This window comes from Domibacillus indicus (assembly GCF_023715895.1).
In the GTDB taxonomy this organism is placed as follows: domain Bacteria; phylum Bacillota; class Bacilli; order Bacillales; family Domibacillaceae; genus Domibacillus; species Domibacillus indicus_A.
In genome coordinates this window covers 21,980-48,364 of record NZ_JAMBOO010000012.1, presented here as the reverse complement: position 1 = coordinate 48,364, position 26,385 = coordinate 21,980, and the positions used below count along the sequence as shown (strand labels likewise).

Here is a 26,385-nt window from a genome sequence, read left to right as displayed (position 1 = left end):
TACCGGTTTTTTATATGCCTTTTTTTACAGCAAAAGACTGCTTACTGCATTGTTTTATGCAAAATTACAAAGTTCTGCGGCTGAATGACGACGGTCTTTTCATTGTGTGTTTCTTCCGTCCACACATTTCGAGCATTCATAAAGACATCCGGCACATCAGCTTGTATCGGTGTATCACTTGAATTAATCAAAAACAGAAGTTTTTCTTGTTTATTTTCGCGCGTGTAGCTGATCAGCTCCGGATGGATATCCGCAAACGCAAAGCTGCCGCTGTTTCCAAAAGCAGGGATCTGTTTGCGCAGCGCAATCGCTTTTTGAATAAAGGCCCGTAAATCGCGGTCCTGCTTGTCTTCATCCCAAACCATACATTTGCGGCAGTCCGGATCTGGTCCGCCTGTTAAGCCAATTTCATCGCCGTAATAAATACATGGAGACCCCGGGGAAGACAGAGCAAACAAGTAAGACAGCTTGACGCTTTCTTTATTGTCATACGCAACCGTTAAAAGTCTTGGCGTATCATGGCTTCCAAGCAGGTTAAAGGCAACTTCATTGATGGGAATCGGATAAGAATGATAGACATGGGTAATTTCCTGTTTAAACTGTTCGGCTGTGATTTTTCTTTGGGCGAAAAAGTCTACAATGGCATGGACAAAGCGATAGTTCATCGCTGCATCAAACTGGTCTCCCTGAAGCCATGGCAGGGCATCATGCCAGATTTCACCTAGAATATACACATCCGGCTTTATCGCTTTTACCGTGCGGCGGAACTCCCTCCAAAAGGCATGATCGACTTCATCGGCCACATCCAGTCTCCAGCCGTCTATGTCAAAATTCTTCACCCAATGTGAGGCAACATTCAACAAATAGTCTTTTACTTCCCGATTTTCGGTGTTAAGCTTGGGCATGTTTTTTTCAAAGCTGAAGGTTTCGTAATTTAACTGGTCACCTTCCTGCAGCGGAAATTTTCGAATGTGGAACCAGTCTTTATATTTCGATGCTTCACCTTTTTCAAGCACATCCTGGAACGGGCCAAAAAAGTAACCGCTATGATTGAACACTGCATCAAGCATCACTTTAATGCCTCTTTGATGGCATTCATCAATGAGCTTTCTCAGCAGTGCCTCATCGCCAAATTGTGGATCGATTTGAAGATAGTCGATGGTATCATATTTATGGTTTGTGTTTGCTTTAAAAATAGGGGTGAAGTAAATACCCGTAATGCCGAGATCCTGCAGGTAATCCAAGTGGTCAATGACTCCCTGGAAGTCGCCGCCAAAGTAGTTATCAAACTCCGGCTTTCCTCCCCAAGGCTGTGTATTGGGAGGATTCAGACGTGGATCGCCATTGCCGAACCGTTCCGGGAAAATCTGATACCAGACCGTATCTTTTACCCAGCGGGGAGCAGTGAAAATATCGGCCGGGTTAATGTATGGGAAGTTAAAGTAATTCGCTGTTTTTTCTGGCGCTTGATCGAAAAAGCCGCGCTCTGTGTAATAAATAGTCTCGTCCCCGCTGACACATTTAAATCCGTAAAGGAGACGGCGGTGGGCAGGCTTAATCTCCGCCATCCAGTAATCAAACAGCATATCTGATCCAGCTAAAATCATGTCTTCTTCGTCATATACCCATATACCGTCCTTAAGGATATAGGAATCTCCGTGAAGCAGCGATACATGCGTGAGATCACCTTTCTTGCAGCGCAGGCGGATATGAACGGTATCCGGGTCATAGGAATAAGCAAAATTGTTTTTAGGCCGGTGATAAATAGCTTCCTTGAACATAAAAAATCCCTCCATAGACAGTTATGTATTCAGGTAGTGTGAGCTGTTTCACTGAATTTTATCTAGCCTTTTCCCTTCCCTTATTTCTTTTAATCCTTTTTCTGCAAAAAAATACCGGCACAATGTTTTAAACTTTTTAGCCAAGGAGACATGAACAAATAGAAGAGCATGATACAATAGAAGAGAAGCCCTGCAGAAAAAAATTCTATTTATTTCATTTTTTCCCTTTATTCATCGAGATAAGAGAGCAGATCAAACAGAGAAAAAACAGCAGGGAGAGTTAAAAGGAGGGACTGAAATGGAAGTTGTATTTTTCCTCGTGATTGCAGCCATTATAGCCAGCATCATTATTAAAAAGGCCAGCGAAAAAAACACGCCTGGCAGGCGCTCCGGCCAGAAAGCAAGAAGTTATAAGGGACCGGCAATAGACAAGCCGCTTTCTTTTGAACTGGAACAGACACTTGGCTTAAAAATGCCGGAAGGAAAACTGTTAGCTGAAAAACTGGAGCATGCCTGGAACCGGAGTCTCGAAGCGTCCATAAAAGCACGGTTGATCGAAAAAGGAATGGTGTCCGAGCAGTCGTTTTCATGGTACCAGCTTGAATTAAAGCGATTCTTCATTCTTTCTGCCATTATGAAAAATGTACCGATGTACAGCGCAAAGGTCGATGCCATTTGGCATGATATGATTTTATTTACGAAGGATTACGCGGCTTTTTGCGAGCAATTTCATGGTACGATGATTCATCATACTCCAACTGACAAAGCTAAAGTAACAAAAGGAGCATCACAGCACGAGCGGGCTGTTTTTGAATTGGTGTATTCGGTTTTATTCATCGAGCATGATTACACTGAAACCATTCAAGGCCCATTTGGAAAAACGCTGCTTCGCAAATCTTTTGTAGAAAAGTGGCAGAAAGCAAAAGGAAAGAAACGAGAAACGTATCTTCAAAAAGAGTTGTTTGAAGCAGCGCCAGAAGAATATGAGCCTCTTGTCCATGCTTTAACGAAGAAGCTTGCAGAGCTTCTTGAAGAAGCAGAAGAACATGTTGACCACCGTCAAAAAACACGGTCTAAAACGATTGTGGCGACCCGGCCGGAGGATCAAACACCTGTCTTGCTGCTGTCTTATTCGATCCTGGCCCTGCATGAGCCTATACCGGAAGACAATAACTACATGAGTTCAGGCGGTTATTACGATAGTGATGACCGTGACGACCGCTATGATCATCATGACTCCGGGAATGATTCTTCTTGTTCTTCTGACAGCAATAGTGGATCCAGCTGTTCTTCAAGCAGCTGTAGCAGCTGTGGAGGAAGCTCTTAATCGAAGACAGGGATGAAGCCAATATACAGTGAAAAGCAGGGACCCGGTATGGGTCCCTGCTTTTTTATACAATGCACAAATTTTTCCATGCATATATGAACAAGAGATGTTTAAATAAAAGCAAACAAGGAAGAGAATGGTATACCCCTTCTCTTAATAAGCGATGAAAACAGCTTGCTAAGAAATCCATCGATTAACATAAAAGATCCAAAAAAAACAATAAAATAAAAGGAGGAAACTGCCGTGATAACGCAGCGATTCGTCGATACAGAGATAAAAGAAACGATCGAAGAACACCTTCGAAGCATTAACCATCCAGTCGCGGTGCGTTGGGCATTAGATTGTGCAGAACATGTGATTCAGTATTATGAACAAAAGTTCCCCCATGACGGACGCCCAAGAGAGGCCATTGAAGCCGGACGCGCCTGGCTGCAGGGAACTATGAAAGTGAGAGAAGTTCGAAAAGCTTCATTTGCAGCTCATGCCGCGGCCCGTCAAACAGATGATAAGGCAGCGACTGCTGCTGCACGGGCAGCAGGGCAGGCCGTCGCAACCGTTCATATATTTGGCCATGCGATCCATGCATCCACCTATGCGGTAAAGGCCATTGCTCATGCAACCCACTTTGATACGGAAGCGGTGGCTGATGAACGTGCCTGGCAGTATAAGCATTTACTAGATTTAGAGAAAGAGATGTAGTTATTTTGCGCTTCTGTAAAAGAAGCGCCTTGTTTTTCGTTTACCTGTATAATACGGATAGAGGAGGCGGAGAAAGATGAACAAGAAAGCAGAAGCGATCCAGTGGTCCACAGTCGATTATGAACATGGATCGCTTTATATAGCCAAAACAGGGAAAGGGCTTTGTTATGTAGGATCACCAGGTCAGACGTTTGAAGAGCTCGAAGCATGGGTGAATAAACGGTTTCTAGCGGCTGTTCTTATAGAAGATCACAGTGCTTTAAAGCCTTACAAGGACGAGCTGTATGCTTATTTTACCGGAGCGAGCCGTACTTTTCATTTGCCTGTTGATGTAAGGGGGACACCTTTTCAGCTGCAAATATGGGAGGCGCTCAAGCAGATTCCTTATGGAGAAACTTATTCGTATTCGGATATTGCCAAGCTTGCTGGAAAGCCGGCTGCTGTCCGGGCAGTAGGAGCCGCGATTGGCGCAAACCCCGTGCTGATTACCATTCCATGCCACCGGGTGATTGGAAAAAACGGGGCATTGACCGGCTACAGAGGCGGCCTGGAGTTAAAGCAGTATTTACTCCAATTAGAAGCAAAATATGCGGGAGCCCGCCTATAAAGCTGCCGAGGCGGGGGCTCCTTCGGAATGCAGGTATGTTCCATTCCTAGACCTCAATGTCGAATCTTTCACTTATTTATTCAACGTTTAACGCTCTTTACGTTTTTCTCCTAACTCTTTCAGCGCTTTACGTGCTTTTTCCTGCTCAGGATTTGTATAAAGCGCAGCGGTCGAAGTCGTACTGTGGCCAAGCTGCATCATAAGCAGATGAATGTCATTTGTTTCTTCCATCAAATTTGTACCGAACGTATGGCGCAGTTTGTGCGGTGACATCGATTTATTGGACATAAATGCTTTCGTATACTTTTTCACCAGGGCTTCAATGGTCCGGTTGGAGAGAGGCTGCGGTTCATTTTTAACTTTTGTTAAAAAAACGAACTCATAATCTTCACCGGTTGCGTTATACCGCTCATTGCGGATGGTGAGATAAGCTTTTACGTCATCCATTGCCTGGGGAATGACTGCGACAATGTCCCGCTTATTTCCTTTACGCAGAACGCTGATTTGGCCCATTTCAAAGTCCATGTCCCGCAGGCGGAGATTAGACAGCTCGTTTACCCGGATGCCGCTTCCGAGGAAAAGCGAAAGAATGGCAATATCCCGTTCTTTATCCCGCTTAAAATAAACAACTTTACGTGAATCAGCAGGCAGTTCCTGTTCATAGTCATTCTTCAGGAATTCCAGGAAACGAATATCGTCATCCTGGTGAAAGATTTTCGTTGCAATACGCGCAGCGCGGGCATTTAGTGTTTCTTTTACTTTGGTGACTTCAATTTTCAGCATGACATTACGGTGAAAGTAAGGTTCGCCGTCTTCATTTTCTGTTTGCGTCGTTAAATACTTAAAAAGAGAGCGAAGTGCTGAGATTTTACGATTAATCGATACTTTTTCCGCTTTTTTCGTATCCTGTTTATTTACTTGGATATCACGTCGTTCCAGAAAGCGGATAAATCCTTGTGCTTCTACCAATTTAAGGTTTTCGAGTACGGTCATGGGTATATCTTTTATTTCTTTGACGTCGGTAATGCCTTCTGCAATGAGCCATTCAAAAAACAGCTTATAATCATGCACATAATTTAAAAGAGTAGAAGGAGACCGGCTGCCCAGTTTCTGATCCACATATTCCACCACGTAAAACGGCATGATATTCATTAATTCTTCTAATTTTTTTTCGTGTAATTGATGCTGACGTGTATTAGCCATTTTTCAAACCTCTTTCGATCAATTTCAACTTTGCGTAAAATTCAATTTTTAAGAAAAGATAGTATATATTCATTATACCCAATCCGTTTGGTAAATTCAGCTTTTCATGCAAATATTTTTAATGATTTGAGCTAAATGATTTTACTTTGAATGAGTTACGCATTAGCTATCTACACTTAGCCGGCCGTGTGCCGTAAATGATGCATGAAATTCTTCAGAGTTCCTAAAAAATCGGCTTTTAAGCATGTTCATGTCATTTTATCGATCCCCTATAACGAAACATTTGTTCGCAAAAAGATAAACAGAAAACTTGATCCAAACATGATTTCATAAACCAGATCACTGGATGCTCATTTTAAAATCAAACATTATTTTTCTGAAGAAACAAGATTATTTTATACCAAAATCGTGTTCAGCTAGTTCTCTACAATGATTGATAAAAAACTTTCGAGTCAACGTGCAGCACATAAGCGATGCTGTTCAGTTTCTTTTGTCTTGAAAGCCGTGTTCTGTCCTTTTAGTTAAAAGGTCAAAATTGGTCAAACTTTGTGATAAATAAATATTTTACGCAAAAATGAATAATTATTCCCTTTTATGCAAAATTATTCTTCGTTATTTCTAAAAGTAGCAGCAAAAAAGCTGCCTGAAGTCCCATTCTACTGTCAGGCAGCTTTTTGTTCGCTCTTCTTATTTGGATGGGCTTAATTCGTGCTGGTAGTCAACCCAGACAGAACCATTATCAGCAGAGCGTACACAGTTCTCTACCCAGCGAACGCCTTCTACACCCGCTTCAATCCCTGGATACCAAACATCATTCATCTCTTCTCCATTGTCCAACGCTGCCATTGCTTTAGCAAAACGAGTATACAGATTAGACCATGCTTCAAATAACCCTTCAGGATGGCCGCCGCCAATCCGATCGTCTGCTAATGCTTGTGGATACAGGTAGTCCATTCCGCGTTCTAAAATCTGTACAGGCTGCCCCTGGACTTCGAAACGAAGCTGGTTCGGCTGTTCATCCCACCATTCAATACTTGCTTTAGAACCAATCACCCGTATTTTTTGTCCGTGCATAGAGCCTGCATTCACAGCGGAAGACCAGACTGTGCCCACTGCGCCATTTTCATATTCCATGATCGTGTAAGCATTATCTTCAAGCGGCGCACGGCTTTTAACAAAGCTCTGGCGTGTACACATTAACTTTTTGATTTTCATGTTTGGCAGCATCACTTCTGACAAGAATAGCGGATGTGTTCCTAAATCGCCGAGTACATAGCTCGGTCCAGCCATTTTAGGATCGACACGCCATTTTGTGCTGGCATTTTGCTCTTCCACTTCTCCCGAATGAAAGCCGTGGGCAAACTGCATATTCACGATTCTAATTTCACCTAACTCACCGTTCGCGATTAACTGGCGCGCCTGCTCGATCATTTGGTGGCCGGAATAACCGTATGTAATCCCGACGACGCGATTCTGTGCTTTAGCTAACATTTCAAGCTCCAGTGCTTCTTCCGTTGTGAAGCAGAGCGGCTTTTCACAGATCACATGCAGGCCTGCTTCCAGGGCTGCTTTAGAGATCGCATAATGCGTGCCGTTCGGCGTAGCGATAGAAACCGCTTGAATGCCGTCCTCACGTTTTGCTTCTTCTTCAAACATCGTTTTATAGTCAGGATAGCAGCGCTCTGGAGAAACGTGCAAGTTTACCCCAAAGTCTTTGCCACGTTCTGCATCGATATCAAAAGCGCCTGCAACAAGTTTGAAGTTGTGATCACGCAGTGCAGCTGAGCGGTGGATATAGCCAATTTGACTTCCGCGCCCGCCTCCTACCATCGCCCAGCGGATTGGTTGTTGAATTACTTTTTCGCCGTTAATCATTTGCCATACTCCCCTTCTTTTATGTTTTCGTTAATAACCTACGCTTTTTAGATAGTCGACACTTTGCTTCACATCTCGCAAACTCGTATCTGCATTACGGGGATCCCGTTCCTGCTCGATCGTGATATAGCCTTGGTAGCCAATTTCTTTTAACAGCTTATGGATGGAATTGTAATCAATGATGCCTTGTCCAATCGGGCACATTACGCCTTTGGCGCATGCTTCAAAGAAACGGATATGCTCACCCATCACTTCGTTGTAAATATCGAGGTTAATATCTTTAAAATGAATGTAGTCTAAGCGGTCTGCATAGTCTTGAATCCACTGGTATGGGTTCATTTTAGAGTAATAAAGATGACCCGTATCCAGGCAAAGGCCGGCTGTCTCATAAGGTATATCTTCTAATAACTGTTTAATTTCATCTTCAAATTCAATGTAGCCGCCCGCATGAGGATGAATCACAGAACGGACGCCATATTTTGTCCAGGCGCGATCGGCAAGTGCCCGTATATGTGTTATCATTGTAGTCCAGGCATCTGAAGATAGTCGCTGTGCTTCATCCGGCTTGCCTGCCTTATAATCCCTTTCCTCATGTCCCCAATCAATAATCACCAGATAAGGAGTCGGAAACTTTTGTCCTTCTTCTGGGGGTGACAATGGAAGTTTAGTGATCAGAGAACAAATATCGTCTACCTGGTGCAATAAGTTCTCTAAGTTAGAGGGCGATACCAAATCATCAAAAATGGTCCCCGCAATGATGTTTAAATCGTTTTTAGATAGCTCTGCCCGTACCCGCTCAATATCCATTGGAATATATCCGTATGGACCAAGTTCAATGCCTTTGTAGCCTGCTTGTGATGCTTCATATAACACTCGTTCCCATGGCGGAAGATATGGATTTTTTGGATCATCCACTCCCCAGCAGCACGGTGCCCCTGCAATTTTAACTCCCATGTTAAAACCCTCCTCTAAATCGTTCTGAATGCAAAGTCCCTATAATTAGAAGCGCTTTCAATTATCTTTTTAAAGTAGACAGTTATTATTATCTTGCCTTAACAATTGAATCCCTTTTATCACCTTTATTAGATTGTGAGCGGAAATGTTCTTCCAGCTCTTCAAGTGTACGCCCATTTGTCTCCGGCATAAATTTATATACGAATCCGATTCCTAATAAACCTAGAGCTACGAAAACAAAGAATGTAGCCGATAAACCGACAGAGCTTAGTAATATCGGAAAAGCAAAACCAATTACAAAGTTGATGATCCAGAGGAAAAAGATGCTTATACCAGAACCAAGACCTCTTAATCTTTGTGGGAAGATTTCTGCAATGACTAACCATGTCACCGGCCCAACACAGCCTTGCATAAAAGCAAGGAACAGAACGGTCAAAGAAAGTACGACATACGGAAGTGCTGCAGATCCATCGAGTACCATAGAGAAGATGGCAATCAGAAAAAGAGCCGTTGTGGTTCCAGATAAACCGATGATCAGCATAGGACGCCGGTTCACCTTCCCAACCAGCCAAATACCGACTACGACTGCGATGACTGAAATAAGTCCATTTGCAATGTTTGCGATTAAGGCCGCTTTCGTGCCGAAGCCTGATTCTTCAAGAATTTGCGTTCCGTAGTACATGATGGAGTTAACACCTGTAATTTGATTCACCATGGCAATACCAATCCCAATAAGCAAAATACGGCGCAGCCATGGAGCAGAAAAGTCTTTTAAAGAGGCTTTTTCAAGCTCTGAATCTTTTTTTACGGCTGCTTCAATTTCTTGAAATTCCGCTTTCGCTCGTTTCTCATCTCGTATTTGCTTAAGAACACGCAGCGCTTCCGTATTTTTTCCTTTTGAAGCCAGCCACCGCGGACTCTCTGGTACAACGAGCATACTAACAAATAAGATTAAAGCTGGAATAGCACAAAGAACAAGCATATACCGCCAAACATGACCAGTATCCGCCATAGTGACACCAAGAATGGCATTAAAGACGTAGGCCAGCAGCTGCCCGCCCACAATCATAAATTCGTTCATGGTCACCATTCGGCCCCTTTTTTCATGAGGTGCCATTTCTGCTAAAAAGGCCGGGACCATAGAGGAAGCTCCTCCAACAGCAAGACCAAGTAAAAATCGAAAGACAACCATGATGGAAACATTAGGAGCAAATGCAGTGCCAAGTGATGCCAATAAGAATAAAAAGGATAAATTGAGGATCATTTTCCGGCGTCCATAGCGATCTGCTAATCTCCCGCATATCAGGGCGCCAAATGCTGCTCCTAACAGGAGTGAACTCGTTACAAGCCCTTCTGTAACCGGTGTGAGATTAAGCTGATCAGGCCTTTCCATAAACGGTAAAGCACCATTGATCACACCTGTGTCATATCCGAAAAGAAGCCCTCCAAATGTTGCGGAAACCATAATAATTTGCAAATACATTTTGTGATTGATGGATTTCTTCATTACTTGATTACTCATGTGTAACCACCTCCATGGGCTGCGTTGTAGTAGATGCTCTTTCACCTGAGAATTTGCTCTGGCTTATTTTCAGATCCATCAACGTATGTAATCATCTGTTTATGCATCAGGCAGCAGCCTGTCTTGTTTGCATTTGGAAGACAGAAAAATCCTCCACCTACCTTTCCATTATGTACCTTGGATGTAAAGGTCGTATTTCTAAAGTTCCCCTCCTTTTCTTGAATGGTTAAGTGCTTAACTTAAATTGAGTATAATGAAAAGCGCTTACAAAGTATTTGTCCTGAAAAGACTAAATTTTTATAATGTAAGGACATGAAGAATAAAAAAAGACCTCTAAAGGGTTCTTAGAGGCTTGCTTGTTTTCTGTATTTTCCCGGGGTTAAACCCGTTTCTTCTTGAAACACACGAGTAAAATAATGGACTGATGAAAAACAGTATTGCTCCGAAATTATTTTAATATCCAGGTTCGTCATCCGAAGCATCTCTGCTGCCGCGTCAACACGTTCTTGGCGTATAAAAGCCGTATAGGATACCCCTAAATGATGAGTAAATAAGCGGGATAGGTGCCGGGTTGATATATGCAGATATTGCGCTACATCTTTTATTGAAAGAGGCCTGTTTAAATTGTCTCTAATAAATAACTGAGCCTGGTTGACCAGCATCCGGCCTTTTGTTTCATGACTCATATCGCTCTCGTTCTCTTCCTCCTCCGCTCCGCAAAACAACGTCTGAAGTGAAAGTAACAAAGAATGACTAAGGGCGTTCAAAACGTCGGTTGAACAGGATGTGCTTCCGTGCTTCATTAATGTTATTAATAAGAGAGACGCCGGCGAATCTTCAGCATCCTGAATAAGGATATTATTCGTTTCGGAAAGCTTTTTAAAAAGAGAAACTCCTTTTTCTGTTGAAGACGACAAATCTACTTCAAAACCAATCCAGAAAAGCGAAAGGTTTTTTCCTTTATGAATTCTATGCAGTTTTTCCGGGCGTGAACAGAAGAACACGCCTTTTTGCAGAGGATAGCTTTGACCGTCTTCAACATAAAGACCTGTTCCGTCAAATACATAACAGATCTCAAAAAAGGAGTGTTTGTGAAGTGGGTTATCTGGGTGATTGGGATGTGCCCCCCAAGAATGGATGTGAAATGAGACATTCTTTCCTTGTAGGTAAATACACCTTTTTTGTAGTTTATCAATAGCAGCAGCCACGTTCATGATACTTCTCCTTTAAAATACGTGTACTAAACTAATTTTTATTAAGTTACTGTATGTTAACCTTGTTAGCTCAGAGATCACGAGATAAGATCTCAAGCCCTCCCTAATTTAGAATGAAACCACTTGAAACCATCAATATATTTAAAACAAAATGCCAAACCATTGCAGGAATCATGCTTCCTGATTTAACGGTAATGCCTCCATAAAACACACCGCCGATAGAAAAAGCAATACATACTGCCCAAGGAATGCCAAGAGAGTAGTGCTGCAAGCCAAAGCCTATGCTTGTTATGACAACGGCCCATTTCTCGCCTAGTTGTTCTGAAAAGCGGCTGAGCAGCGCTCCTCTCCAGATGAGTTCTTCAAGCAAAGCGTTTGTAACGGAAAAGATAAGCAGCAGAAGCCAGATTTCTTCAAAATAACCCCAGCCGCTTCGAGCCATAAAGGGTGCCAGGGAAGCAATATTGATCACCAAGGCAATGATTAAAAAGACTTTGATGCTTGTCTGGTGAAACCCTGACCAGATAAACGGAAAATGAATCAATTCCTGCCACATTGGTTTTTTTGTATATTTTATAAAAGAAGAATGCGAAAAGAAAGAATAACAAAATAAGGGGATCAAAATTAAAACCAATGATCCTCTATTGAATAATATCTGCAGCTCCCTTAGTTGAAACTGTTCCGCCCATTGAGGAGCTGACATCAGATATGCATAAAAACCGATCCCAAATAAAAGGGTTGTGACAACAAACCTTTTCGCTGCTTGATCGAATACCGAGAACCAATAAACAGCGGCAGCGGCCCACAGCCCAATACCCCAATAATGATGAAGCTGTATGAAAACAAGAAGAGAGACAAATAAGGATAATAAAATGACATTTCTCAAAAAGGCATTATGTATATCGATCCCCTCCCTTGCAGATTATCTTTATATATATGTTATAACGGATTGAACCAGGCTTGCTGGTAAATTTTATATTTAGGAAGTATAGAAAGCCATAAAAGAGCCGCTCAGTCCTATTTTAATCGAAAGCAGTGGGATTGATTGCTCAGCTTCCTCCTTTTTCAGCTGCCAAAGCAGTTATGCTCCACGCAGAGGAAAAGAAAAGCGTATTCTATTTCTCTTTTCTCAAAAGATCGTGTATACTGAAGGTAACAAACAGCTATATTAAAAAAGCCGATTCGATGCTGGTAACATCAAATCGGCCTACCAATAGCAGGCTTCCCTTATGGGGAGTCAGCAGTCTAAGGGGATAATCCACCAGAGCGCTCAACTCAATGGTGGATTATTTTTTTTGGTTAAATGACAAAATCGCTACAACGAGGCTTGCAAAACTAACTGCAAACATGAGTGATTCGAAAGTTGTCACAGCGCCACCCCCTTTCTGTAAAGGGGATTTTGCTGACCACCATTGAGAAAACCTGTTCTATTGTTCTTTTATTATATCATCTTATCGGAAAGGCTGCCTTGGTTTTCAAAGAAAGTAAGGAAAAAACATTCATTTATTTTTTGTTCTATACACCAGTGCCAACTCGGCTTTTCACCTTTTAACAAGTTTGTATCGTTTGTGCGTCAGTCCTGTTTCCCTTGCCACCAGGGAACTGACATCTGTTTCGAGGACCTCGGCAATTCCTTTTAGATTCGCAATGGTTAAATTATGGTTTCCTGTTTCGATTCTTGATACGACACTTTGCTGTGTATTCAGCTGATCGGCCATCTGCTTTTGCGTAAGGCCAAGCTTTTTTCTCCGGCGAATAATATTTTGGGCAATTAATTGTTCTACGTCTTCTTCTTTTTTCAGCTGATGATCTTGATTTGCATAGCTTTTAGACATTTGCTGTTCTGTGTAAATCATAACTGCGCCCCCGTTCACTTTATAGGTATCACACCCTATTTTTGTATTCTATCTCTTCTATCGGTATTTCTTGTATGTAGTTTTAGTGATTTGGTGCAAAAACGGTTTATCTATAAAAAATAGACACAAAAAACTAAAAATAACTGTATAGTGGAACTTTTGAGGTGAAAAAGAAGCTTATTCACCAACATTATTTTTAAAAAATACTTCATTTTCCAAAGTATTTGTCGATAACACTAAAAAAAGGATGGATGGAGGAACAAGTTAGAATAATGTTGTTTAAAGATAGAAAGAAAAATGTGAGAATGAAAAAATGCAGCTGGCTCGTGTGGATATTAACATTTGTTTTATGTATGTCTCTCATCCCGTCGCTTTCTCATGCAGCGGAGTCTGCACCACCAAAAAGAGAAATGCGGGCGGTATGGATTGCATCTGTTCAAAACAGTGATGTAAAAGCAGGAATGAATAAAACGCAGTATACAACTTGGGCCCGGCAGACATTAGACAGCTTGAAAGCCAACAAGTTTAATACAGTTATTTTTCAGGTAAAGCCGACCAGTGATGCCTGGTACTCTTCTAAGCTGGCTCCTTGGTCAGCGTATATCACAGGGAAAAAGCAAGGGACAAGCCCGGGCTATGACCCGCTGCAAATTATGATTACGGAAGCTCACAGCCGCGGAATGGAGCTTCATGCGTGGATTAATCCGTACCGGGTGACCATGCCGGGTGAAACGCTGAAAAACTTGTCATCTCAAAACGCGGCACGCAAACACCCTGGCTGGGTCGTGAAATACGGCAAGCAGTACTATTTAAATCCCGGCCTTCCGGAAGTACAAGACTATCTCGTATCGTCTGTCAAAGAGCTGGTGCAGAATTATGATGTGGATGCCATCCATATGGATGACTACTTTTATCCATATAAAATTAAAAATGAAACCTTTCCAGACCAGGCTGCTTTTAAAAAGTATGGAAAGTCCTTTAAGAAAATAGAAGACTGGCGCAGAAATAACGTGAATCATCTTGTTAAAAAGATTTATTCTACGATTAAAACGACAAAACCATATGTCCAGTTCGGTATTTCACCGTTTGGCGTCTGGCGCAATCAATCGATCGATAAAACAGGAAGTGCCACAAAAGCTGGCGTAAATAATTATGATGATTTATATGCGGATACGCGTACATGGATCAAAGAAGGAACAGTCGATTATATTACGCCGCAAATCTATTGGTCGAAAAAATTAGCTGCTGCTAAATACGGGACACTTCTTAACTGGTGGAGCAATGAGGTAAAAGTATATGCAAAAACACATCCGGTAAACTTGTATATCGGAGTAGCCGATTATAAAGTTGGACAGGACTCTGATCCGGCATGGAAAAACAAAATGGAGCTGCCCAATCAAATTGTTTCTAACCGGGCAGACCGAATGACAAAAGGGCAAATGCACTTTTCGCTGAAAAGCTGGAAGAAAAATTCACTTGGCTATGCAACGATTGTAAAACAGCAGCTGTATAAGTACCCTTCCCTTACGCCGGCGTCTTCCTGGAAAGATGCATCGCAGCCTGTAAAGCCGACATCCGTACAAGTAAAGAAAGAAGCAGCAGGCAGAAAAATCGTGATTCAGGACCAGGCCAGCAAACAGCCGCGTAAATACGTGATTTATCGTTTTGCAGGCAAAACACTAGGATCTTATGAGGATGCACGTAATATTGTAGATGTCGTATACAATACAAAGGGCAAAACCGTATTTTTGGATAAATCAGCACGTTCGGACAGAACCTACACATATGGCGTAAAGTCCGTGTCTGCAACTGGTATAGAAAGCAAGGATGCTTTTGTTGTAAAAGAATAAAAATATCGTGCGGATGGGCATACACCTTTAAACAAACGCACAAAACCCTCTGTCTGATAACCGGACAGAGGGTTTTATTTTTGTCTGTTCTTTTACTGTCGTGCTTAAGTCATGGAATAAGCTTTTTCAGGATCGGATTTTTTAGGTCTTCTTCGCCTAATTCGGGCCTTCTCTTTGAAAATTAGCTTTTTTGCTTTGTTCCAGCCGCCAAAATGATTGGCAAACGTTTCAGAGCGAGGAAGCTCCCGTTCTTTCGCATAGTCATCCCAGTCTTTTTTTGTCGTGAAATGATGAGCATGGTCCTGTGCTAGTTTTTTCAGCTCTTTTTTTTCATAACGCCGGACAGGATTGTACTCAACCTCTTCTGTACTGCGAAAGATCGCTAACTTTGCTTCATTCCAGCTTCCAAAGTGATGAATGTAATGATGGGCTTTCGGAAGGTCTCGCTCTTCGGCATATTGATTCCAGCTTTGTATATCTGTAAACGCATCTATATGTGTGCGGGCACTTTGAATCAATTGCTTTTTCTCCACCAGTACACCGTTTTTCTTTTTTTGATGCCCAAAAATCGCTTCTTTCGCTTTGTTCCAGCTGCCGAACAAGTAAATATAGCATCTGCTGTATGGAAGGCTCATCTCTTCTGCATGCTTGTTCCAATCCTTTATTTTTTCAAAATGTTCCGCATGCTGAATCGCAATATCGACCAGTTCTTTTTTTCTGTCACAGGCAGCTTTACCTGAATAGTGAATGTGGGAGGCCTCTAAAAATATTTCTTTTTTCGCCCGGTTCCACGTTCCGTATGTATAAATAAATGTGCGGGCTTTAGGCAGCTCCATTTCGGCCGCAAATTCATTCCATTCCACTACCGAGTTAAAGTAACGGGCATGTTTTTTCGCAATGGCTTGTAAATCGTCTTTCGTATAAGTCACAAACGGTCATTCCTTTTAATTGATTATCTCTTTCTATAGCTGTTGGTATTTGTAGATAATTACTTTACCTTAAATAACCCAGCATATCTTGCCTCCTCCTTTTTCTTTGTGTCATCGTTATAACCTAGTTTCTTATACAGCGGCACTGCACCCGTTAAGGGCTTTTATCATGAAAAGAACTTTCATGGATTTGCTTAATCCTATTTTCCGCTTGCTAAAACAAAAAAACCAGTCATTCCACACTAGCGTGACTGGGTTAGACTTGATGATAGGAACAAACCAAATGATACCTTATATATACATAAAAGTAAAATGTTACAAATGGAGAGTGAGTAGTGTGCTTGATAAATTGGCTGCAATAGAAACGGTATCAAAATCTATACCAAGCTGAGCAGCTGTCTGTGCTATTTCCGAACGGATACCAGACAAAGATGTTTTGACTCCAATCAGCTCTATTGCTTCTACCAGCTGAAACAGCTGCTGGGCAACTATCGTATCAACAACCACTACACCCGATAAATGAATAAGAAGCTGGTCTACATTTTTTATCATTTTCGGCGAGAACACTCCCACTTCAAGCTCGCTAAGTGGGAGATGAATCGCTGCTCTTTCAGTCATTCTTTTTCCTTGAACGCTCTATTGCTAAAATGGTATAATTAGGTATAGAACAAACGTTCAGGGGGTGGGAAAAATGATGAAAACCAAAACAGATGAAACAAAGAACTTTCATTTTAAAGCCTTTCGGTTTAAAATCCATCCAAGTGACGAGCAAAAACAACTGATTAACCAAACGATCGGCTGCTGCCGGTTTGTCTACAATTATATATTAAATGAAAACATCAAGAGTTTCGAAAAAACAAAAAAACGGTATACAGAAACAGCCGCTAAAAAGCTCCTCCCTGGCCTAAAAGAAACGTTCAAATGGTTGTCTGATTCTGACAGTATTGCTCTTCAGGCAAGCATCGAATATCAGTACGAAGGATTCAAAAAATATAAGGAACAGCCGAAAAAAGAATTAAAAAAACGAGCCGCTAAAAAATGTGCAGAAGGCTATACGCCAACGGCGTATGACTTTAAGGGCCATCCGACATTCAAAAGCAAGAAAAAACCGGTCCAAAGCTACACAACCAAAATGACAAATAACAATATTAAAATCGTGGACAATCGCGTTCAGCTGCCGAAACTCGGCTGGATTCGTTTTTCAAAGTCCCGAAACATTGAAGGTGACATTAAGCGTGTCACCGTGCGCCGAAGCAGTACCGGCCGGTATTCGATTTCGGTCATTTGCGAGATGCCTTATTCCCCGTACAAACCAAGCACCAACGATGCCGTTGGCATTGATCTGGGATTAAAAGAATTTGCCGTGCTCTCCAACGGTGAATCCATTGCCAACCCGAAATACTATCAAAAATACGAAAAGCGATTAGCCTTTCTTCAGCGTGCGTTTGCACGTAAAAAAGAAGGGTCGAAATCGTGGAAAAAAAATAAAGCCCAGATTGCTAAACTGCACGAAAAAATCAAACACACAAGAGAAGATTTTCTTCACAAGCTGACGACCAGGCTCGTTCATGAAAACCAAGTGATCGCGGTGGAGAATTTGTCGGTGAAGAATCTCGTCCAAAACAAAAAACTAAGCAAGGGGATTCACGATGCATCATGGTCGAGGTTCAACGAAATGCTCGCTTACAAAGCGAAGTGGTACGGACGGACGATCATAAACGTCGATCCGTTCTTCCCATCAAGCCAGCTCTGCTCAAGGTGCGGCCACCAGCATAAGGATGTAAAAAATCTCGCTGTCCGAGTGTGGGAATGTCCATCCTGCGGCGCACGTCACGACCGGGACCTGAATGCAAGCCTGAATATTAAAAAAGAAGCTCTTCGGCTTCTTTCACTTCAGTCTATTTAAGTTTGGTCATAAAACCGTTGGAATACGGGGTTAGCCTGATTACTGGGGGTCGAAGATCCTCTTGCCCAGGAATCCCCCACTTCAACCGTCAGGTAAGTGGGCGGTAGTTCAAAGCATTGTTTTAGTATCCGTTTAAGAATATATTTAGCTCTGGTCGTGTCAATATTCTCTACTAACGGAAGAAGTGATACGTTCCGGCTAAGGCTGATGACAGGCAAGCTTAATTCATTGATCAATTCCTGCTGGCTTTGCAATCTTTTTGCGGAGAATTCATGATATGTTTCCGTATACCAAGTAACGATTTTAGAGATTGTGCTCGTAATTTTTTGATTCCACATTTCGATGATTTCCCATGAATAGCTTCCTTTGTTGGCCGATACAAAATGCTGAACAAATTGAAGAAACTGATCGCACGTTCTAAAAAATTCCCTCATAATAAAATGAATCGGCGTGGATAGGTGACGCTCATCCGAAGCTACCTTTAACACCCATTCCTCGAGTTCCTGCAGGAAGGTGAATTCCTCCTGGACAAACACCCGGCAAAAGTGCAAATGAAACTCATAGTTTTGCTCCTTTAGACAGCTTGAGGATCTGTAGGGCTGTAAACCCCTGAAGGATTGCTTTTATCTAAAGAATGATACCATTCCTCTATTATTTGACGGGCTTTTAGCAGCAAAAACTCCTGTAGCTCTTTACTTTTATCATTTTCGGTGAGAACACTCCCACTTCAACCGTCAGGTAACTGGACGGTAGTTCAAAGATTGTCTATCCTCCAGCTCCAAAAACACTATACCAGTATTTATGGTAGCTTACTAGGAATAAAGTATTTTTTATTAACAAATTTTCAACATTACATATACCGTATTTCTTGATTTAAAAGAATATAGTATGAATTATCTGCTTGTTAACTATGTAATTTAACCTACATTTTACGTTTACTTCTCTCGAAAAGAAAAAAGCACCATTAAAGGTGCTTTTTTCTTTTTGGTTGTACTACATACTTTGTTTTAATGCAGACTTTGGATAACTAAATCCTTCCCCAAACACATCCCGTACATCATGAATCACAACAAACGCTTTTGGATCAATGTGATGGACGATCTTTTTAAATTTAAACAACTCCTGCTTATTAATGACAATATATAAGATTTCCCTGGATTCCTGCGTAAAGTGGCCCCGTGCCGGCAAAATCGTAACTCCTCTATCGAGTTCCTCATTAATTTGCCCTGCAATCTGAGGAGCCTTTTTCGAGATAACCGTGACGGCTTTTCGCATATTCAGCCCATCAATAATGTAATCAATCACTTTTGTGCTGATATAAATAGACAGAATCGTGAACATCGTATTTTCAATGCCTATCACAAAATAGGATGAAAAGACAACAATGGAATCAAAAATAAGCAGGGCCGTGCTCATTCCCCAGCCGAAATACTGATTGGCAAACTTGGCCAGAATGGTCGATCCGCCTGTTGTGCCGCCTCCCCGCAGGACAAGACCGATCCCTATTCCAATAAATACGCCGGCAAAAATAGTTCCTAAAATGCTTTCATCAAAAACCATTTCTATCCCTGTAATCCAATGAAGAAAAAAGGACGTAAACAGAATCGAAAGGATTGTGTAAAGGGTGACTCTTTTTTCCAGTAACTTGTATCCTGCAGCGAGAAGCACAGCATTAAATAAAAGAGTAGTAAGGCCGGGAGACCATTCAAAAAGATAATATAAGATCATAGAAATGCCAGTGATGCCGCCTTCCCCCAGCTCGTTTGGAATAGCAAAAAAATTAACACCAGCTGCAAAAAAGAACGAACCTATTATAATAAGCGTTATTTCCATCAAATAATTTTTCATTGTTTCTACCTCTTTCACAGATTCATTAAATAAAGGAAACGAGCCGGCTTGTTTAACCCATGAAAAAGTCTGTTTTTCTCTGTTGAAAGAACAGAAAAAATGAATCGTTTATCTTTACATTCAAACTGAAATGGCTGTTTTACTTTCTTGCATGTAGATGATTTCGGAAATGATTTTAGAGCCTTTATGGATTTTTTGATACATCTCCTCTGCTTCCCGTTTTGTTTCAAACTCATACATACAAATCTTATTTGGCAGAAAAACTGTAATATTCCACATCCTAATCGCCCTTTCTTTATAAGCGGATGAGCCGCCTTTCCTTTTTAGTCATTACTTGAACAGTGTTCTTCTTCCATTAGCGGCTTCCATTCTTTTTATTGGGGAACTTTTGTCCCCTCCCCTGCTCTTTAGTGCTGTTCACCTCCATCAAAATGAATCGTACCTTTTAGAATGCAATCTTCATGCCAATCCTATAGAAGGACTTTTCTTTTACTGAGCTGCTTCACCTCTTAAGTGCCTGGCGGGCTGCACCGCTTTGCTTTATCTATTATTTGAGACCATTGATCTTTGCAAGCAACTGGCATGCAAAGATTTTTTTATAACATCCGCCAAAAATGTTGGCGTTTTTTTCTTGAAAAAGGAAAAAATCATCACTTTTTTTTAGAAAAGTGAAAATATTTGTCTGGCATCAGAATTGCAGTATAAAAGGCAGGAAAACAATTTACTCAAAATAGGAGGAGAATACATGAAGGAACATCATCAACAAGAGTTGAAACGAACCATGAAAACCAGGCATTTATTTATGATCTCACTCGGAGGGGTCATCGGCTCTGGCTTGTTCCTCGGATCGGGCTATACGATTAATCAAGCCGGCGCCGGAGGAGCTATTTTAGCGTTTTTAGTCGGCGGCTTTGTCATGTATTTAACGATGGTCTGCCTCGGGGAACTGGCAGTGGCGATGCCGGTATCCGGCTCTTTTCAGACGTATACCACAAAATTTATCGGTCCCGGCGCAGGCTTTGCCCTCGGCTGGACGTACTGGCTCGGCTGGGCCGTCACGGTTGCCCTGGAGTTTCTGGCTGCCGGACAGCTGATGGGTAGATGGTTTCCTGATACACCGACATGGATTTGGTGTGCGGTCTTTGCAGGACTGCTCTTCTCACTCAATGCCCTGTCGGCCAAGGCATTTGGGGAAGCCGAATTCTGGTTCTCCGGCATTAAAATTGTGGCGATCCTTTTGTTTATTATTTTGGGTGGCGCCGCGATGTTTGGACTGATTGACATGAAAGGCGGCCAGGAAGCACCCTTTTTCTCGAATTATGCCTCGGACGGCCTGCTTCCACACGGCGTCACTGCCCTGCTGATTACGATGATTGCGGTTAACTTCTCGTTCCAGGGAACTGAATTGATCGGGATTGCGGCTGGGGAAAGTGAAAACCCGGAAAAAACCATTCCAAAGTCGATCAAACAGTCGGTGTGGCGCATCCTTGTATTCTTTGTCTTATCGATTTTTGTCCTGGCCGGCTTAATTCCTTCGGACCAGGCAGGTGTAACAGAAAGCCCGTTTGTTCTGGTGCTCGACAGCATCGGTATTCCGTATGCGGCTGATATCATGAACTTTGTTATTTTGACGGCTCTTTTATCGGTTGGAAACTCGGGCCTGTATGCGGCTTCCCGCATGCTGTACTCGCTTTCGAAAGAAGGCATGGCTGCTCCTGCCCTGGCAAGAGTAAACAAAAAAGGCATTCCGATGAACTCGCTTATTTTGACGCTTGGCATTGCCCTTCTATCGCTGTTATCCGGCTTTTTTGCAGAAGAAACCGTCTTTCTCTGGCTGCTTTCTATTGCCGGGCTCGGCGCCCAGGTCGGCTGGATTTCCATCACCGCTTCCCAGATTGCGTTTCGCAGAAAATATGTCCGGGAAGGCGGCAATGTGGCAGACTTGAAATTCAAAGCACCTCTTTATCCGTTTTTCCCGATGCTGGGCCTCGTGCTGAACTGCGCCGTCCTGGTCAGCATGGCATTTAATCCGGACCAGCGGCTTGCCCTTTACTGCGGGGTTCCATTTATGCTGGCCTGCTATGCGATCTATCACCTGAAGATCAAGAAAAACCAGGCGATCGAAAAAGAACAGCAGGAGATTCATTTATCGGCTGATAGAAAGATGCTTCTTTAAACTTCGCTTTGCACTTACAACTAAAAAGCAAAAAACACGACAAGCTTGTTCTTGTCGTGTTTTTCTTTAGAGATCTATTAAATAGCTCCACTTGCGGCAAACTGCTTTCGTTTGGAAGAAGACAAAATTCTTAACTCATCGCGGTACTTGGCGACTGTTCTTCTCGAAATGTTTATTTCATGTTTCAGCTTCAGCATAGCCGTAATCTGCTGATCGGACAGCGGATTGTATTTATTTTCTGTTTCGACGATTTGTTTGATGAGCAGCTTCACTTGATTTGATGATATTTCCTCCTGGTTAACCGCCTGAGTACTTCCTTTGACACTCCCACGGCTGAAGCCGCAAGCCCTTCACCTTGCGGTGAAACGGGTGGGATTCTGAAGTGCGAACGCGTTCCCAGTCCATTTCTGTTTAGAACTCGCCTTCAGTTAGGGGCGGTGTCATCAGCCCGTCCTGCTTCGTTTTGTATGCCTTCGGCATACATGTACCTTACAGGCGGTCCTGCTGTTACCACAGGACTAGGTTAAGCTGCTTGCTTGTTTTTCTTTTTTGAAAGGCCGCTGATGGCTTTCGAAATATTAATGGCCGCATTCGCATCGGCATGAAGTTTATACTGACATTTGACACACACAAACGTGTGTTTTTTTCGATTCTTTTTGTCTACATGGCCACATTTACATGTTTGAGAGGTATGATGTGGATTCACATATTCAACTTGAATCCCTGCCATTTTGGCTTTGTATTCAATAAACTGCTGAAGCTGATAATGTGCCCAGGAGTGCAGATTTCTGCCTGCGTCTTTTTTTGATTTGGCTTTACGGCGAATGCCTGTCAAATCTTCCATTCGAATGCAGCGAACACCGTTCTCTGCAGCGAAATGAACGATTTGCCGGCTTATTTTATGGTTCAGATTTTTCATCCATTGGGACTCTTTATCTTTAGAGGCTTTAATAACAGAAAGAAGCTTATTGCTTCCTAAGGTTTTTCTCCTTGAAGAAAATGTTCTTCGAATAAAAGCAGCCTCGTTTCCTTTGAAAAACAATGAATTTGTCCCTATTGAAGCAACAGCTAAATAATTTAGCCCTACGTCTACACCCATCATTTTAGAAGAAGAGGAAACAACCTTCGGTTCAAAGGAAACCGCCACAGACATATACCATTTCCCTTTTTTCTTATAAAGCTCGCCGGCACCTAATTTTGCTTCGCCGGACAATATTTTATCAAGCCAATGCTGCTGATAGAGCTCTGCCACAACGGGAACACCGACCCGTTTCTCTAATGTAGGAAAGGAGAGTTTGTATAAGCCGTTTTCTTTTTCAACTTTTAAATTTTGGTTGTTAAAGGTACACCAGAAACGGCGAAAGGCTTTTGCTTTTTGATTTTTCTTTTGTGACTTCACTTCTCGGATGGTTTGGTTGACAATGGCCGAAGGCAACTTGTCCGCAGAAAACAGTTTGTAGACCTTCGAAGTGGCCTTTGAAAGTTCATCATACTGAAGAAGCCAATTGGAAAAGGCGGTGTTTAATTCGGTCATTTTGCAGTATATCTGTTCTTTTGCATGGGTTGGCTTCATTAGTTCCAGCTTTAAAGAAATGGTTTCCATTTCGTTCCTCATTTCCAAAAATTAGGTTATATCAATTATACCAAACGAGAGTTCGGTACACAAGAGAGATAAACTAAAAGAAAAAAACCGAACCTTTGACATGTCTGAAGACATGCCCGGTTCGACCTCGCTATCATCCCACACCTGAAGGAGTGGGCTTTCCTGCTCGTAAGGTCTGTAAAAAAAGACCTCAATTCAAATACGCCGAAAGGTGTGTGGACATATTTATTTCTAACCGCCCGGCTTATCGTAGATTGATGAACATTTAAGTGAGCGGCGAGCTCTTTCATTGTAAGAGGCTTTAAATACTCGGGTCCTTTTTGAAAAAAGCTTTATTGACAGTCTGCTAAGCTGAGTACAACGTTATGTATAGTATTATTTCGAGTATGTAGCCCGTTTTGAATCCATTGAAATTCTTTATATTTTTCCCGTAAATAAGAGCCTTCTTCTGTCTTTTTGTTTTGACGTAACATGGTTTCATACGCTTTGTTTAAGCTGATATTCCAAATGCCCTGTCCGTTCTTTGTCACGAGTAACTTTCCATTCTGAAACTGCATGGTATAATCCGGCATCACAGCCGGGCTCCCTTGGTTTGAATAAGAAAGGCCAGGCTTTGGATCTAATGTTAAAACCATTTGATGAATATCCTGAATTTGCCCGATGTCGACTTCTAAAAGCTTTGCAAGCTTGGTCCATTTTCGATAAGCAAAATCTTCAAAGTGAATGGAAAGGATGTGTTCAGCAAGAGGCGTGCGCATATGAATGTTCTCAAGCTGGAGAAGTAAACACTCCTGCAAATTGCGTGCTCCCACTCCAGCTGGCTCCAAACTTTGAATAAGCTGGAGACATCTTTCTACTTCTGACTGCGTTGTGTGAAGACGAAGAGCCATTTCATTTTCATCTTCCTGAAGATAACCGTTCTCATCAAGGCACTGAATGAGATAAGTCGTTAAGCGCTTTTCGTCAGGAGATAAATCAAAAAAGAGCAGCTGCTCTAATAAGTAGTCTGTTAAATGTATGTCCTCTGCAGCGATAAACTCCAAAGGATCAGCTTGGGTATTAGGAGAAGAATGACTAGGCAAGAAGGAATAATCCATAAGCTCGTCGAATTCGATTAACGGATTTTCTTCCGCTTTTTCTTGCAAGAAAGACAGAAGCTCTTCTGCTGAATACTGCAGCATAGAGATCGCTTGTGACAGCTCTGGTGAAATTTTTAATTGAATTGATTGGTTCTGAAGCATTTGCATGTGTAGCATAAACATGTTCCTCCCTTCCTTCCATCTTATATGATTCAAATTTCAAAAATAAAAATACGGCAGAAAATCTAACATACTTCTTTTCTAAATGATTTTTCATTTAGTTTGGCTTCTCAAACCATTACGTAAAAAATTGAGCTAAAACAGTAAAAGCCTTCTTTAAAAAAGAAGGCTTTGGTTCGTTACAAGCTTGTAAATAATATGATCGACTTTTTTAGACCGTAATTTCAACAAGGTTTCCTTCTGGATCTTTAATAACACTTTCATAGTAGCCATCGCCGGTAACACGTGGGTTTCCGGCTACTTCATAGCCAGCATCCCGAAGCTGCTCCGTTTTTTGATTTACCTGTTCTTTGCTTCCTACTGAAAATGCCACATGAGCCCACCCAGTCATATTTTCATCCTGGAGTTGATTGATCCCTGTTTTCCGCATAATCTCGAGCCTTGCAGTGCCCTTTCCAAAGGAAATAAAATAGGACTCAAATCCTTTAGCCTGATTCACGTACTTTTCATTCGATATTCCGTCAAAATAATCAACATAGAAGGCTTTCATTTTCTCTAAGTCTCTCACCCAGACTGCTACGTGCTCAATCTTCACTTTTTTCACCTCTTTCCTTATGCCTAATGAGTATAGCTGGATACTCTCCATTACTCGTATACTGTTGTCTGATCATGGACTTTTTCAATTTTTATAAAGTCAAATGCTGCCTCGTATCCTTCTCCCTGAGGACTGCAGGCATAAATGCCAGCCTGGACGTGAGTCGCTTCGGGTAAATGGGTCATTCTGATTTGAGTCCAGACATCACCATCCACTGAGTACTCGACGTAAAAGTCGCTTTCTTTTTTTGTGATTCTGTAATAGAGAGAAAAGTCTTCTTGGGAAAAGGCCTGACTGGACCAATCAGAATATCCATGCTTCGTAACCACAGCTCCTAATTTACTCTTTCCGCCCGGTATATACTCAACAGACGTTTTTATCCATGTGTCTTTGGAATATCTCACCATTAAGCCGGCCTGGTCATAGCGATTTTTGGGTTTTGAATGTACTTTCGTCGTTAACCGAAAGTCTTCGTTTACATCATAGTAGAGAAAATGCCCATTATCAGCTTCGAATCCATAGTGCGTCTTCTGCCAAAAGTCCGTTTGCTTGTCCGTTCTGATCATGAAAGTGGCACATTCGGAATCATGATTCCAATGCTGGGGAGGCGAAAACCATTTAAGTCCTTTGTTTATGTCTTTGTGGTTAAATTCTTCTAACAATATCATCAGGCTGTCCATTATGTTTTCTCCTTTCTCATAAGGGCACTTTCCATTGAAGATTCGATTGCCTTAATCATTCTTGCTGGATTCCCACCTATGACAACATTATCCGGCACATTCTCTGGTTACGGCAGCTTCTCACGCGACCATTATTAGGATAAGCTGCCGGATAAATGTGCACTCCAGGGGCTGTCACCAATCCGGATTTCAAAGACATCTAAAAAGATACAGTCGAAATTGCATAGAAATACCCGCCTACATAAATATTTTAGCCGTAGTCACAGCGAAACACTGGCTCTATGTACAACTCTTTACCTGTTGAGCCTAATAGCTCTTTTAACAGTTCTCTCTGAGTATCGCTACCTGTTTCAATGGTTTCGTTAAATAACCGCGTGAGCCTTCGTGTATGGGTCTGTTCTTTCCCTAATTCTTAATCCCATGCTTTATAGAGCTCTCCAGCCAGCATTTTTTCTTTTTCATCCCAAAACAGTTCCTTTCAAAAGTAAGTCATGAGGATGA

Annotated in this window: 22 protein-coding genes and 4 pseudogenes; 6 read left to right on the top strand and 20 right to left on the bottom strand. The window is 42.0% G+C overall.

Translation table 11 applies throughout. The features are described from left to right. Positions 1-41 precede the first annotated feature (41 nt). Complete coding sequence (locus tag M3221_RS16135; protein WP_251272756.1) at positions 42-1,781, bottom strand: glycoside hydrolase family 13 protein; 1,740 nt, start codon at positions 1,779-1,781, stop codon at positions 42-44. A 298-nt stretch (positions 1,782-2,079) separates the two neighbouring features. On the opposite strand from M3221_RS16135, the gene M3221_RS16130 reads away from it, so the two are divergent. The 3 genes from M3221_RS16130 (at position 2,080) to M3221_RS16120 (ending at position 4,414) form a co-directional block, all read left to right on the top strand. Further along, positions 2,080-3,108 (top strand): glycine-rich domain-containing protein, encoded by a 1,029-nt coding sequence (locus tag M3221_RS16130; RefSeq protein ID WP_251272755.1) that lies wholly within the window; start codon positions 2,080-2,082, stop codon positions 3,106-3,108. A 243-nt stretch (positions 3,109-3,351) separates the two neighbouring features. Next, entirely contained in the window at positions 3,352-3,807 is a 456-nt protein-coding gene (locus M3221_RS16125; protein WP_251272754.1) for a putative immunity protein, read from the top strand. A 76-nt stretch (positions 3,808-3,883) separates the two neighbouring features. After that, positions 3,884-4,414, top strand: coding sequence for a methylated-DNA--[protein]-cysteine S-methyltransferase (locus M3221_RS16120; protein WP_251272753.1), 531 nt, complete (start codon positions 3,884-3,886; stop codon positions 4,412-4,414). Positions 4,415-4,501: 87 nt separating this feature from the next. Here M3221_RS16120 and xerS read toward each other — a convergent pair whose 3' ends face one another. From xerS to M3221_RS16085, 7 genes are all read right to left on the bottom strand, one after another. Next, a complete protein-coding gene (gene xerS / locus M3221_RS16115; RefSeq protein ID WP_251272752.1) occupies positions 4,502-5,617 on the bottom strand; it encodes a tyrosine recombinase XerS in 1,116 nt (371 codons plus the stop codon). A gap of 687 nt (positions 5,618-6,304) precedes the next feature. After that, entirely contained in the window at positions 6,305-7,492 is a 1,188-nt protein-coding gene (locus tag M3221_RS16110) for a Gfo/Idh/MocA family protein (RefSeq protein WP_251272751.1), read from the bottom strand. 30 nt (positions 7,493-7,522) lie between these two features. Further along, the gene (locus M3221_RS16105) at positions 7,523-8,446 is read right to left on the bottom strand and encodes a sugar phosphate isomerase/epimerase family protein (RefSeq protein WP_251272750.1); all 924 of its coding nucleotides are present in this window, start codon (positions 8,444-8,446) and stop codon (positions 7,523-7,525) included. A gap of 88 nt (positions 8,447-8,534) precedes the next feature. Then, on the bottom strand, positions 8,535-9,953 hold the full coding sequence (locus M3221_RS16100) for a sugar porter family MFS transporter (protein ID WP_251272800.1): 1,419 nt from the start codon (positions 9,951-9,953) through the stop codon (positions 8,535-8,537). Positions 9,954-10,312: 359 nt separating this feature from the next. Next, a complete protein-coding gene (locus M3221_RS16095) occupies positions 10,313-11,182 on the bottom strand; it encodes an AraC family transcriptional regulator (RefSeq protein ID WP_251272749.1) in 870 nt (289 codons plus the stop codon). Positions 11,183-11,285: 103 nt separating this feature from the next. After that, positions 11,286-11,726, bottom strand: a complete 441-nt coding sequence (locus M3221_RS16090; RefSeq protein WP_251272748.1) for a CPBP family intramembrane glutamic endopeptidase — start codon at positions 11,724-11,726, stop codon at positions 11,286-11,288. A gap of 997 nt (positions 11,727-12,723) precedes the next feature. Continuing rightward, a complete protein-coding gene (locus M3221_RS16085; RefSeq protein ID WP_251272747.1) occupies positions 12,724-13,038 on the bottom strand; it encodes a helix-turn-helix domain-containing protein in 315 nt (104 codons plus the stop codon). A 272-nt stretch (positions 13,039-13,310) separates the two neighbouring features. Here M3221_RS16085 and M3221_RS16080 point away from each other — a divergent pair, with 272 nt between their 5' ends. Then, complete coding sequence (locus M3221_RS16080) at positions 13,311-14,888, top strand: glycoside hydrolase family 10 protein (protein ID WP_396120292.1); 1,578 nt, start codon at positions 13,311-13,313, stop codon at positions 14,886-14,888. A gap of 104 nt (positions 14,889-14,992) precedes the next feature. Here the strand turns inward: M3221_RS16080 and M3221_RS16075 are convergent, their stop codons facing one another. Both M3221_RS16075 and M3221_RS16070 read right to left on the bottom strand, forming a co-directional pair. Beyond that, complete coding sequence (locus M3221_RS16075; RefSeq protein ID WP_251272746.1) at positions 14,993-15,817, bottom strand: hypothetical protein; 825 nt, start codon at positions 15,815-15,817, stop codon at positions 14,993-14,995. Positions 15,818-16,132: 315 nt separating this feature from the next. Then, a pseudogene (locus M3221_RS16070) lies at positions 16,133-16,363 on the bottom strand (STAS domain-containing protein); the annotation flags it as partial. 145 nt (positions 16,364-16,508) lie between these two features. Between M3221_RS16070 and tnpB the strand changes: the two are divergent. Further along, a complete protein-coding gene (gene tnpB / locus M3221_RS16065; RefSeq protein ID WP_251272745.1) occupies positions 16,509-17,723 on the top strand; it encodes an IS200/IS605 family element RNA-guided endonuclease TnpB in 1,215 nt (404 codons plus the stop codon). On the opposite strand, the gene M3221_RS16060 is transcribed toward tnpB, so the two are convergent. The 3 genes from M3221_RS16060 to M3221_RS16050 form a co-directional block, all read right to left on the bottom strand. Further along, entirely contained in the window at positions 17,720-18,274 is a 555-nt protein-coding gene (locus tag M3221_RS16060) for an STAS domain-containing protein (RefSeq protein ID WP_251272744.1), read from the bottom strand. The genes tnpB and M3221_RS16060 overlap by 4 nt on opposite strands. A 442-nt stretch (positions 18,275-18,716) precedes the next feature. Further along, positions 18,717-19,571, bottom strand: a complete 855-nt coding sequence (locus tag M3221_RS16055; RefSeq protein ID WP_251272743.1) for a YitT family protein — start codon at positions 19,569-19,571, stop codon at positions 18,717-18,719. Positions 19,572-19,691: 120 nt separating this feature from the next. Next, on the bottom strand, positions 19,692-19,850 hold the full coding sequence (locus M3221_RS16050; protein WP_251272742.1) for a hypothetical protein: 159 nt from the start codon (positions 19,848-19,850) through the stop codon (positions 19,692-19,694). 466 nt (positions 19,851-20,316) lie between these two features. On the opposite strand from M3221_RS16050, the gene M3221_RS16045 reads away from it, so the two are divergent. Continuing rightward, positions 20,317-21,747: an amino acid permease gene (locus tag M3221_RS16045; protein WP_251272741.1), complete on the top strand. Its 1,431-nt coding sequence runs from the start codon at positions 20,317-20,319 to the stop codon at positions 21,745-21,747. 77 nt (positions 21,748-21,824) lie between these two features. On the opposite strand, the pseudogene M3221_RS16040 reads toward M3221_RS16045, so the two are convergent. From M3221_RS16040 to M3221_RS16015, 7 genes and pseudogenes are all read right to left on the bottom strand, one after another. Further along, positions 21,825-22,043, bottom strand: a pseudogene (locus tag M3221_RS16040) (RNA polymerase factor sigma-54); the annotation flags it as partial. Positions 22,044-22,270: 227 nt separating this feature from the next. Then, positions 22,271-23,350 (bottom strand): RNA-guided endonuclease InsQ/TnpB family protein, encoded by a 1,080-nt coding sequence (locus M3221_RS16035; RefSeq protein WP_251272739.1) that lies wholly within the window; start codon positions 23,348-23,350, stop codon positions 22,271-22,273. A 35-nt stretch (positions 23,351-23,385) separates the two neighbouring features. Beyond that, positions 23,386-23,667: pseudogene (locus tag M3221_RS26845) on the bottom strand (RNA polymerase factor sigma-54); the annotation flags it as partial. A gap of 15 nt (positions 23,668-23,682) precedes the next feature. After that, positions 23,683-24,606, bottom strand: coding sequence for an RNA polymerase factor sigma-54 (locus M3221_RS16030; RefSeq protein ID WP_251272738.1), 924 nt, complete (start codon positions 24,604-24,606; stop codon positions 23,683-23,685). Between the two features lie 214 nt (positions 24,607-24,820). Then, complete coding sequence (locus M3221_RS16025) at positions 24,821-25,204, bottom strand: VOC family protein (protein ID WP_251272737.1); 384 nt, start codon at positions 25,202-25,204, stop codon at positions 24,821-24,823. Between the two features lie 50 nt (positions 25,205-25,254). Further along, on the bottom strand, positions 25,255-25,884 hold the full coding sequence (locus M3221_RS16020) for a DUF1349 domain-containing protein (protein ID WP_251272736.1): 630 nt from the start codon (positions 25,882-25,884) through the stop codon (positions 25,255-25,257). Continuing rightward, positions 25,884-26,332 (bottom strand): annotated as a pseudogene (locus M3221_RS16015) (maltose acetyltransferase domain-containing protein). Before M3221_RS16015 ends, M3221_RS16020 begins: the two are co-directional and overlap by 1 nt. Positions 26,333-26,385 lie beyond the last annotated feature (53 nt).

What these genes read in the sequence shown, in the direction of transcription:
- M3221_RS16095 (WP_251272749.1), bottom strand. Translation starts at nt 11,182, where the DNA reads ATGAACGTGGCTGCTGCTATTGATAAACTACAAAAAAGGTGTATTTAC.
- M3221_RS16035 (WP_251272739.1), bottom strand. Translation starts at nt 23,350, where the DNA reads ATGGAAACCATTTCTTTAAAGCTGGAACTAATGAAGCCAACCCATGCA.
- M3221_RS16045 (WP_251272741.1), top strand. Translation starts at nt 20,317, where the DNA reads ATGAAGGAACATCATCAACAAGAGTTGAAACGAACCATGAAAACCAGG.
- M3221_RS16130 (WP_251272755.1), top strand. Translation starts at nt 2,080, where the DNA reads ATGGAAGTTGTATTTTTCCTCGTGATTGCAGCCATTATAGCCAGCATC.
- M3221_RS16055 (WP_251272743.1), bottom strand. Translation starts at nt 19,571, where the DNA reads ATGAAAAATTATTTGATGGAAATAACGCTTATTATAATAGGTTCGTTC.
- M3221_RS16050 (WP_251272742.1), bottom strand. Translation starts at nt 19,850, where the DNA reads ATGTGGAATATTACAGTTTTTCTGCCAAATAAGATTTGTATGTATGAG.
- tnpB (WP_251272745.1), top strand. Translation starts at nt 16,509, where the DNA reads ATGATGAAAACCAAAACAGATGAAACAAAGAACTTTCATTTTAAAGCC.
- M3221_RS16080 (WP_396120292.1), top strand. Translation starts at nt 13,311, where the DNA reads ATGTTGTTTAAAGATAGAAAGAAAAATGTGAGAATGAAAAAATGCAGC.
- M3221_RS16105 (WP_251272750.1), bottom strand. Translation starts at nt 8,446, where the DNA reads ATGGGAGTTAAAATTGCAGGGGCACCGTGCTGCTGGGGAGTGGATGAT.
- M3221_RS16120 (WP_251272753.1), top strand. Translation starts at nt 3,884, where the DNA reads ATGAACAAGAAAGCAGAAGCGATCCAGTGGTCCACAGTCGATTATGAA.
- M3221_RS16030 (WP_251272738.1), bottom strand. Translation starts at nt 24,606, where the DNA reads ATGCTACACATGCAAATGCTTCAGAACCAATCAATTCAATTAAAAATT.
- M3221_RS16135 (WP_251272756.1), bottom strand. Translation starts at nt 1,781, where the DNA reads ATGTTCAAGGAAGCTATTTATCACCGGCCTAAAAACAATTTTGCTTAT.
- M3221_RS16100 (WP_251272800.1), bottom strand. Translation starts at nt 9,953, where the DNA reads ATGAAGAAATCCATCAATCACAAAATGTATTTGCAAATTATTATGGTT.
- M3221_RS16020 (WP_251272736.1), bottom strand. Translation starts at nt 25,884, where the DNA reads ATGGACAGCCTGATGATATTGTTAGAAGAATTTAACCACAAAGACATA.
- xerS (WP_251272752.1), bottom strand. Translation starts at nt 5,617, where the DNA reads ATGGCTAATACACGTCAGCATCAATTACACGAAAAAAAATTAGAAGAA.
- M3221_RS16110 (WP_251272751.1), bottom strand. Translation starts at nt 7,492, where the DNA reads ATGATTAACGGCGAAAAAGTAATTCAACAACCAATCCGCTGGGCGATG.
- M3221_RS16085 (WP_251272747.1), bottom strand. Translation starts at nt 13,038, where the DNA reads ATGATTTACACAGAACAGCAAATGTCTAAAAGCTATGCAAATCAAGAT.